The following is a 9,060-nucleotide window of genomic DNA, read 5'->3' on the forward strand; positions in this document are numbered from 1 at the left end:
CCAGGTCGTACATCTGGCGCTTCTCGGGGTTGGACAGCACCTCGTAGGCGCGCCCGACCTCCTTGAACTGCTCCTCGGCCTCCGGACCGGCGACGTCGGGGTGGAGCTTGCGCGCCAGCTTGCGGTAGGCGCGCTTGATCTCCTCCTGTGTCGCGGTCCGCGGCACACCGAGGATCTCGTAGTAGTCGTTCACCAGGTCACTTCCTGTGGGGTTCGGGGGGTGCGTCGGGGGCGGTCAGCCGCCCAGGATCCGGGAGAGGTAGCGGGCCACCGCCCGTACGGAGGACATCGTCGAGGGGTAGTCCATCCGGGTGGGTCCGAGCACACCGAGGTGGGCCATCGCCTCGCCGCTGCCACCACCGTAGGCGGTGGCCACGATCGATGCCTCCGACAGTGCCTCGTGGCGGTTCTCCTCCCCGATGCTCACGGCGACGGCGTCGTCCTCTGCGGCCATCTCCTCCAGCAGGCGCAGGAGGACGACCTGCTCCTCCAGGGCCTCGAGCACCGGACCGATCGTACGGGAGAAGTCGACGTCGGAACGGGCGAGGTTGGCCGTGCCGGCCATGACGATGCGCTCCTCGGCGTCCATCCGCAGCGTCTCGGTGAGCACCTCGATGACGCTGTGGACCATCGGCCGGTGCTCGGGGGCGAAGCGGTTGGCGGTGTCCTCCAGCGCGGTGCCGATGTCGGCGACGCGGCGCCCGATGCTGCCGGCGTTGATCCGCGCACGCAGCTCGGCCACGACGGCCGCGTCGAGCGGTGTGCGGACCTCGATGGCCCGCTGCTCCACCCGCCCGGAGTCGGTGATGATGACGACGAGGAGGCGGTGGTCGGACAGCGGCACGAGCTCGACGTGCCGCAGCGCGGAGTTGCGCAGCGAGGGGTACTGGACGACGGCGACCTGATGCGTGAGCTGGGCGAGCAGCCGCACGGTGCGCTCCACGACGTCGTCGAGGTCGACGGCACCGTCGAGCAGGTGCTGGATCGCCCGGCGCTCCGCCGGCGAGAGCGGCTTGAGCGTGGAGATCTGGTCGACGAACAGACGGTAGCCCTTGTCGGTGGGCACCCGACCGGCGGAGGTGTGCGGCTGGTGGATGTAGCCGCTCTCCTCCAGCACCGCCATGTCGTTGCGGATCGTCGCCGGGGAGACACCGAGGGAGTGACGCTCCACCAGCGCCTTGGAGCCCACCGGCTCGCGGGTCTGGACGTAGTCCTCGACGATCGCCCGCAGGACCGCCAGCTGACGGTTGTCGTTCACGGCCTACCTCCTCCTCCCGGCTCCCCTCGACGCGGCACGACGGCGGTCGGTGGGTGGCTTGCACTCACCGACCGGGAGTGCTAATTCTACGCGCCACACCACGGGGTGTCCCGTGACCTCGCCCACCGCGTGCCTAGTCTGCCGGGGTGATCGATCGTTACGGCTCCGACGTGCTGTCCTCCGACCCCCACCGCACCGGGCGCTTCGCCCACCGGCAGACCACCCGCGACCAGCCCGCCGACCTCGGGCTCGTCGTCGAGGACGTCGAGTCGGGCTGGGTGGGCGCGGTGACGGCGGTGGAGAAGTCGGGCGGGATGCACGTCGTCGTGCTCGAGGACCGGCACGGGCGGAGGCGCAGCTTCCCGCTGGGGGCCGGGTTCTGGGTGGACGGGCGGCCCGTCCGGCTGGTGCCCCCGGCCCGGAAGGTCGCCCCGCGCGGGCCGGTGACGGCCGGGGGACGCCGGCTGACGGCATCGGGCTCCATCGCGGTGGACACGAGCCGGGCCCGGGTGGCCCGCGCCTCGCGGATCTGGGTCGAGGGCCGGCACGACGCCGAGCTCGTCGAGCGGGTGTGGGGTGACGACCTGCGCGTCGAGGGGGTGGTGGTCGAGCTGCTCGAGGGTGTGGACAACCTCGCCGCGGTCCTGGCCGACTTCCGTCCCGGACCCACCCGCCGCGCGGGGGTGCTCGTGGACCACCTCGTCGCCGGCTCCAAGGAGTCCCGCCTGGTCCGGGAGGCGCTGGCCTCCCTCGGCCGGGCGGCGCAGCACGTCAAGGTGCTCGGGCACCCCTACGTCGACGTGTGGCAGGCCGTGCGCCCCGAGCGGGTCGGGCTGGCCGCCTGGCCGCAGGTCCCGCGCGGCACCGACATCAAGGTGGGCACGTTGGCCGCCCTCGGCTGGCCGCACGCCGACCAGGCCGACGTCGCCCGCGGGTGGAAGCGCATCCTCGGCACGGTGCGCAGCTACAAGGACCTCTCCCCCGCCCTGCTCGGGCGGATGGAGGAGCTCATCGACTTCGTCACCGAGGTGCCGGAGTAGCCGCAGCGGGGTGCGCGGTAAGTGAGCGGTTGCCCGCCTAGCATCCGGCCGTTCTGCCCGCTGCCTCCAGGAGGTCCCTTCATGACCCGCCGATCCCCACTCGTGGCTGCCGCCGTCGCCGCCGTCCTCACCCTCGCGGCGTGCGGTGGTGGTGACGACGCCGCCGCGGACCAGCCGGCGGACCGGACCGACGCGGCCGCCGACGCCACACCCGCCCCGGACCTCGACCTGCCCGCCGCCGAGGCGGACCTCGCCGGGACGACCGCCGTGCTCGGGTCGGTCGACCTCACCCCCGTCACCCCCGGGGCCGGCACCGGCGCGCACGCGCCCGGGCTCGCGCTGGAGGTCACCGCCGTCGGGTACGTCCCGACCATCCCGGTCGACGCCTACGAGGACATCACCGGCGACCGCATCCGGGTGGAGCCGGAGGAGGAGCCGACCGAGGTGCGCCCGGCCGACGGGCACGTCTTCGCCGTCGCCACCTACGAGACCCGCGACCCGCAGTGGCCGCCGCGCGGGTCGGCACCCCGCACCACCGCCCAGCTGCGCGTGCAGGGCAGCGAGGTGGACCGGCTCTTCAGCACCGACGACGGCGCCCGCCACACCGGCACCGTCGTCGTCTCGCTGCCGGAGAACCACGCCCCGGAGGACGCTGTCGTCGAGCTGGAGACCCACGGCGCCTTCCAGACGGTGAGCCTGCTCGACGGCAAACGGCTGCGCAGCGACGTCGAGCACGCCTACCCGGGGCCCGGGGAGGTCACCGTCGAGTCCGCCGAGCGGCTCGAGACGACCTTCAGCCACTTCATCAACGACCGTGAGGCGACGGTCCAGGGCCAGGTCGCGGACGCCTACGCCACCCCCTTCCTCGACCTCGGCTACGGCCGCGGCGACGGGTGGGCAGCGCCGGGCCAGCAGTACCTGGCGGTCGAGGTCGACTGGCACGTGACCGAGTCGATCACCTACCTCGACACCGTGGTGCGTGCCGAGACCCCCGACGGCACCGCCTACCCGGCGCTCAACGACCCGTCGAGCCTGACCGACGCCTTCGCCCGGGAGGTCGTCTTCCAGGTCCCGGCAGACACCGACCAGGTGACGGTGGTCATCGAGTCCTCCTACCAGAACGGGCCGTCGAGCAGCTCCCCGGTCATCGAGTTCGACACGATCCGCGCCGAGCTGTCCCTGGACTGACGTCGGGGCTCGCCGCGCCCGGCCTCACCAGGTCCAGGTGAACCCGTAGCGGCCGGGGGCGAGGTCCTGCTGGGTCCAGCTCACCCGGTGTGAGGGGCCCGGCAGGACCTCCTGCTCGGCCGGTGCGTCGGCGGCGGCCGGGTCGGGCGACCGGTGCCACCACACCCGGGCCGGCAGCGCCGGCGGGGTGAAGCCCACCTGGACGGCGAGCAACCCGGTCGGTCCGGTCAGCACGACGTCGTAGCCGCAGGCCATGGCACCGCCGGCCGCCTCGTAGGCCAGGACGTGCAGGTCCCCGGCGCGCAGGGCCCGGGGGAAGCGGGCGAGCGCGTGCCCGGCGTCCACCTCGATCGCGCAGCCGAGCAGGGCGGTGGGGCCGCACTGCGCGGCGCTGCCGGACCGGCCCGGCCCGAGGGACAGGTGGGCGACGTCGTCGGCGAGCGCCTGCACCGTCAGCGTCGTGCGCGCGGTCCAGCTCCTGCCGTCCGCGCCGACGAGGACGTCGACGGCATGGGAGAGCAGCACCACGGGAGGTGCGTCGTCGCCGTCGGACGTCCGCGACGCCTCGGTGGACGGGGTGTTGCCGAGGAGGGTCCACAGGCGTTCCTGCTCGGCGAGGGTGAAGCCGAAGGCCTCGCTGAACAGGCGCAGCGTCGGCGGGGTGAGGACCTCCCCGCGCAGGGCTCGTCGGCTGCGGTCCCGCAGCGACTCCAGGGACGCGCCGGTGGGGTCGGCGCTGCTGAGCACCCGGGCGACGGCGCTGTGGCTGATCGTGCCGTTGCGGCGGCGCTGGACGTGGCGCAGCCAGCGCAGCCGATACTCCTCGACGCCGAGTAGGAGGCGCCGCAGCTCCGCGGCCGCGGCCGCGTCACCACCGGTGCTGACCACCGTCGCGGCAGCCTCATCACCCGCACCGACCGCCGACGTGCACGCCGCCCGCCCGCGACCCACCGTTGCCTCACTCCAACCTGTCCGACAGCGACCGTCCACCATAGCCCGCCCAGGTGACACCTCCGGAACCGCCGGATGTGCCCGCCGCCGGCGCCTCAGTCGGTGAGCGCGCGGACGACCGTGTCGGCCAGCAGCCTGCCGCGGCGGGTGAGGACGATGCGGCCCTCGCGGGCGGCGGTCATGTCCACCAGGCCCTCGGCGATGAGCCCGGCGACCGTCTCGCGGCGGTGCTCGGGCACCCGGCCGGTCCCGGGCGCGAGCTCCAGGCCCTCGGCCAGCCGCACCCCGAGCATGACCCGCTCCAGCTCGCGGGCGTCCTCGTCCAGGACCTCCCGCCCGGCACCGGGGCTCATCCCCTGCTCCAGGCGCTGTGCGTAGGCGCGCGGGTGCTTGACGTTCCACCAGCGCACACCCCCGACGTGGCTGTGCGCCCCCGGGCCGATCCCCCACCAGTCGGCGCCGCGCCAGTAGGCCAGGTTGTGCCGGCACGCGTGGTCCGGCGTGCGGGCGAAGTTGCTCACCTCGTACCAGGACAGCCCCGCGCGGGTGAGGACGTCGTCGGCCACCTCGTACTTGGCGGCCGCGTCGTCGTCGTCGGGCATGGGCAGCTCGCCCCGGCGCACCCGGGTGGCCATCTTCGTACCCGGCTCGACGACGAGCGCGTAGGCGGAGACGTGGTCCGGCTCCAGGGCGACGGCGGCCTCCAGGCTGGTGCGCCAGTCGGCGAGCGACTCCCCGGGCGTGCCGTAGATGAGGTCGACGGAGACCTGGAGGCCGGCGTCGCGGGCCCAGCGCACGACGTCGGGCAGCCGCTCGGGGTCGTGGGTGCGGTCGAGAGTGGCCAGCACGTGCCGGACGGCGGACTGCATGCCGAAGGAGACCCGGGTGAACCCGGCCTCGGCCAGCGCCGCAAGGGACTGCGGCGTCACGGAGTCGGGGTTCGCCTCCGTCGTCACCTCGGCGCCGGGGGCGAGGTCCCACGTCGCGTGGACGTGGGCGAGCATGGCGACCAGGTGCGCCACCGGGAGCAGGGTGGGGGTTCCGCCGCCGACGAAGACGGTGGAGACGGGGCGGTCGGCCACGCCGGCGCGGGCGAGGACGTCGGCGGCGAGGTCGATCTCGCGCAGGGCGGTGTCGGCGTACTGTGCCTGGCTCGCCCCACCGCCGAGCTCGGTGGCGGTGTAGGTGTTGAAGTCGCAGTACCCGCAGCGGACCCGGCAGAACGGGACGTGGAGGTAGACACCGAAGTCGCGCTCCGCGGAGCCGACCGCCGCCGAGGCGGGCAGGGAGCCGTCGGCGGGGACCGGGTCGCCGGCCGGGAGGGCGGGGCTCACTTCTTCGCCTTGGCTTCCTTCCCCGTCGGCGAGTCCGAGCCGAGTGCGGCGATGAAGGCCTCCTGCGGGACCTCGACGCGCCCGATGGCCTTCATCCGCTTCTTGCCCTCCTTCTGCTTCTCGAGGAGCTTGCGCTTACGGGAGATGTCACCGCCGTAGCACTTGGCGAGCATGTCCTTGCGCAGCGCCCGGATCGTCTCGCGGGCGATGATCCGCGAGCCGACCGCCGCCTGGATGGGCACCTCGAACTGCTGCCGCGGGATGATCTCGCGCAGCTTGCCGGCCATGCGCACGCCGTAGGAGTAGGCCTGGTCCTTGTGCACGATGGCGCTGAAGGCGTCGACCTGCTCGTGGTTGAGGAGGATGTCGACCTTGACGAGGTCGGCGGCCTGGTCGCCCGCCGGCTCGTAGTCGAAGGACGCATACCCGCGGGTGCGGGACTTCAGCTGGTCGAAGAAGTCGAAGACGATCTCCGCGAGCGGCAGGGTGTAGCGCATCTCCACCCGGTCGGCGGACAGGTAGTCCATCCCCTCCTGGGTCCCGCGGCGCTGCTGGCACAGCTCCATGACGGGCCCGATGAACTCCGACGGCGTGAGGATGGTGGCCTTGACGACCGGCTCGCGGATCTCGGCGACCTTCCCGTCGGGGAACTCGCTGGGGTTGGTGACCCGCAGGCGCGTGCCGTCCTCCATGACGACCTGGTAGACGACGTTCGGTGCCGTGGCGATGAGGTCGAGGTCGAACTCGCGCTCCAGCCGCTCCTTGATGATCTCCAGGTGGAGCAGCCCGAGGAACCCGCAGCGGAAGCCGAAGCCGAGGGCCACCGACGTCTCGGGCTCGTAGTTGAGCGCGGCGTCGTTGAGCTTCAGCTTGTCCAGAGCGTCGCGCAGCGCCGGGTAGTCCGAGCCGTCGATCGGGAAGATGCCGGAGAAGACCATCGGCTGTGGCTCGCGGTACTCCCCGACCGGCTCGGTGGCGGGCTTGTCCGCCGTCGTGATCGTGTCACCGACACGGGACTGGCTGACGTCCTTCACCCCGGTGATGAGGAAGCCGACCTCGCCGGCGCCCAGGCCGTCGGTGGACTGGGGCTCGGGCGCGCTCACGCCGATGTCGAGGAGCTCGTGCGTGGAGCCGGTCGACATCAGCCGGATCCGCTCACGCGGGCGGATGCGGCCGTCGACGACGCGCACGAAGGTGACGACGCCGCGGTAGGTGTCGTAGACGGAGTCGAAGATCATGGCCCGGGCGGGGCCGTCGATCTGACCCTCGGGGGCGGGGATCTCCTGCACGATCCGGTCGAGCAGCTCGGGCACGCCCTCGCCGGTCTTGCCGGACACCCGCAGGCAGTCCTCCGGGTCGCCGCCGATGAGGTTGGCCAGCTCCTCGGCGTACTTCTCCGGCTGCGCCGCCGGCAGGTCGATCTTGTTGAGGACCGGGATGATCGTGAGATCGTTCTCCAGCGCCAGGTAGAGGTTGGCGAGCGTCTGCGCCTCGATCCCCTGGGCGGCGTCGACCAGGAGCAGCGCACCCTCGCAGGCGGCGAGCGAGCGGGAGACCTCGTAGGTGAAGTCGACGTGGCCCGGGGTGTCGATCATGTTGAGCGCGTAGGCGGTGTCCCCCACCTGCCACGGCATGCGCACGGCCTGGGACTTGATGGTGATGCCGCGCTCGCGCTCGATGTCCATGCGGTCGAGGTACTGGGCGCGCATGGTGCGCTCGTCGACGACACCGGTGAGCTGGAGCATGCGGTCGGCCAGCGTCGACTTGCCGTGGTCGATGTGGGCGATGATGCAGAAGTTGCGCAGCAGCTCGGGCGCCGTCGCCGCGGGGGCGATCGCCGGCATCAGGTCAGGGCTCGGTTTGGGGGACACTCACGTTCCTTCAGGCGACGACGTCGCGGCGGCCACCGGGCCGCGCGAGGACACACTGCGCTCCATCGTCCCACGTCGGCGGGGCGGGGGGACAATCCGCCCGGCGCCGGGAAGTGAGCTCTGGGCGGGAACTGAGCTCTCGGTGGGAAATGCGCTCTCGGGGGGAAGTGCGCTCTCGGTGGGACGTGGGCTGTCGGCGGCGGGGGCGGGGGCGGGGGCGGCGGGTCAGCCGAGGAGGAGGGCGAAGGCGCAGACGAAGGCGCCGAGTACGCCGAGCGGGATCGCGGCCACCGTGCCGAGGAAGGCGAGCAGGGTGACACGCAGGTCGTCCCGCAGGTAGGGGGCGTTGACCGGTCCTCCGGCCGCCCGCAGCAGCGCCCGCTGGGCCGCCTCCACCCGCGGGAACCAGCGGGCGGTGTGCAGCCGGCCCTCGTCCAGCGCCTCGCCCAGCGTGCTCATCTCCTCCTCCAGCGGAGTGGCCGCCCGCTCCCCGCGTACGACCACGACACCCCCCACCGCCGTCACCCGGTGGTCACCGAGGTCGGCGGTGGCCCGCTGCAGCCGCTCCCGCCGCACCGCCAGCACGACCACCGGTACCGCGAGCAGCACCGCGAGCGCGCACGGCACCCACCCCACCCAACTCACCGCGTCCAGGCCGATGAGGAGGCCGAAGAGGAGGAAGACGCCGACCGGCACCGCCGCAGCGACGAGCAGCACGAGCCCGGGCCGGCGCGCCAGGCGCACGATGTTGACGACGATCCGGTTCATCGCCTCGCTCGTCGCACTCATGGTCCAAGCCTGCCACGGGCGGTGCCCGCCGTCCGGGTGCAGGGCGCCGCGGCCACGGTTAGCGTCGGGGCGTCCGGCCCCGGGAACGGGGCGTCCACCGACCGTCAGTACGAAGGACCCACACGACGTGAGACCGCTCGACCGACTGCACGACTCCCTCGGGCTGCGGACCAGCCCGCGCATCTTCTTCCCCGCGGCGATCGTCGCCGTCGTCTTCGTCGTCGGCACCATCCTCTTCACCGACCAGGTCGACGCCTTCTTCGCCGCCGCCTCCGGCTGGGTCATGACCAACCTCGGCTGGTTCTACGTGCTGGGCGTGACGACGTTCCTGCTCTTCCTGCTCTACCTCGCCGGCAGCCGCTTCGGCCGGGTCCGCCTCGGCGACTCCCGTCCCGAGCACTCCGGCATCACGTGGTTCACCATGCTCTTCGCGGCCGGTATCGGCTCGATCCTCATGTTCTGGGGCGTGGCCGAGCCGATCAACCACTACGCCAACCCGCCGATGCAGGACGTCGACGGGCAGACCGACGCCGCCGCCCGCCAGGCGATCAGCTTCGCGCTGTACCACTTCGGACTGCACACCTGGGCGATCTTCGCGCTGCCCGCCCTGGGCTTCGCCTACTTCATGT

9 protein-coding genes are annotated in these 9,060 nt (G+C 72.7%); 3 read left to right on the forward strand and 6 right to left on the reverse strand.

What is annotated here, in order from left to right; translation table 11 throughout:
* Both Q0195_RS07415 and hrcA read right to left on the reverse strand, forming a co-directional pair.
* A partial coding sequence (locus tag Q0195_RS07415) for a DnaJ domain-containing protein (RefSeq protein WP_299276552.1) occupies positions 1-193 on the reverse strand: 193 nt, incomplete at its 3' end.
* 42 nt (positions 194-235) lie between these two features.
* Positions 236-1,258 carry a heat-inducible transcriptional repressor HrcA gene (gene hrcA / locus Q0195_RS07420; RefSeq protein WP_299276554.1) on the reverse strand — a complete coding sequence of 341 codons (1,023 nt, stop codon included), beginning with the start codon at positions 1,256-1,258 and terminating at the stop codon, positions 236-238.
* 146 nt (positions 1,259-1,404) lie between these two features.
* On the opposite strand from hrcA, the gene Q0195_RS07425 reads away from it, so the two are divergent.
* Entirely contained in the window at positions 1,405-2,298 is an 894-nt protein-coding gene (locus Q0195_RS07425) for a DUF3097 domain-containing protein (RefSeq protein ID WP_299276556.1), read from the forward strand.
* Positions 2,299-2,379: 81 nt separating this feature from the next.
* The gene (locus Q0195_RS07430; protein WP_299276558.1) at positions 2,380-3,486 is read left to right on the forward strand and encodes a hypothetical protein; all 1,107 of its coding nucleotides are present in this window, start codon (positions 2,380-2,382) and stop codon (positions 3,484-3,486) included.
* A gap of 24 nt (positions 3,487-3,510) precedes the next feature.
* On the opposite strand, the gene Q0195_RS07435 is transcribed toward Q0195_RS07430, so the two are convergent.
* The 4 genes from Q0195_RS07435 to Q0195_RS07450 all read right to left on the reverse strand — a co-directional run bounded on the left by Q0195_RS07435 (position 3,511) and on the right by Q0195_RS07450 (position 8,431).
* A complete protein-coding gene (locus Q0195_RS07435) occupies positions 3,511-4,374 on the reverse strand; it encodes a hypothetical protein (protein ID WP_299276559.1) in 864 nt (287 codons plus the stop codon).
* 158 nt (positions 4,375-4,532) lie between these two features.
* Positions 4,533-5,771, reverse strand: a complete 1,239-nt coding sequence (gene hemW / locus Q0195_RS07440; protein WP_299276561.1) for a radical SAM family heme chaperone HemW — start codon at positions 5,769-5,771, stop codon at positions 4,533-4,535.
* Positions 5,768-7,615, reverse strand: a complete 1,848-nt coding sequence (gene lepA / locus Q0195_RS07445; RefSeq protein ID WP_299276563.1) for a translation elongation factor 4 — start codon at positions 7,613-7,615, stop codon at positions 5,768-5,770. Before lepA ends, hemW begins: the two co-directional genes overlap by 4 nt.
* Before the next feature lie 252 nt (positions 7,616-7,867).
* Positions 7,868-8,431, reverse strand: a complete 564-nt coding sequence (locus tag Q0195_RS07450; protein ID WP_299276565.1) for a hypothetical protein — start codon at positions 8,429-8,431, stop codon at positions 7,868-7,870.
* 127 nt (positions 8,432-8,558) lie between these two features.
* Between Q0195_RS07450 and Q0195_RS07455 the strand changes: the two genes are divergently transcribed.
* Positions 8,559-9,060: BCCT family transporter (locus Q0195_RS07455; protein ID WP_299276567.1), on the forward strand; the 502-nt coding region annotated here is incomplete at its 3' end.

Origin of the sequence: uncultured Georgenia sp., from assembly GCF_937958535.1 — a bacterium.
Classification (GTDB): domain Bacteria; phylum Actinomycetota; class Actinomycetes; order Actinomycetales; family Actinomycetaceae; genus Oceanitalea.

Bases quoted from the DNA above. Each gene is read 5' to 3' on its own strand.
- Q0195_RS07450 (WP_299276565.1), bottom strand. From the start codon at position 8,431: ATGAGTGCGACGAGCGAGGCGATGAACCGGATCGTCGTCAACATCGTG.
- lepA (WP_299276563.1), bottom strand. From the start codon at position 7,615: ATGCCGGCGATCGCCCCCGCGGCGACGGCGCCCGAGCTGCTGCGCAAC.
- Q0195_RS07430 (WP_299276558.1), top strand. From the start codon at position 2,380: ATGACCCGCCGATCCCCACTCGTGGCTGCCGCCGTCGCCGCCGTCCTC.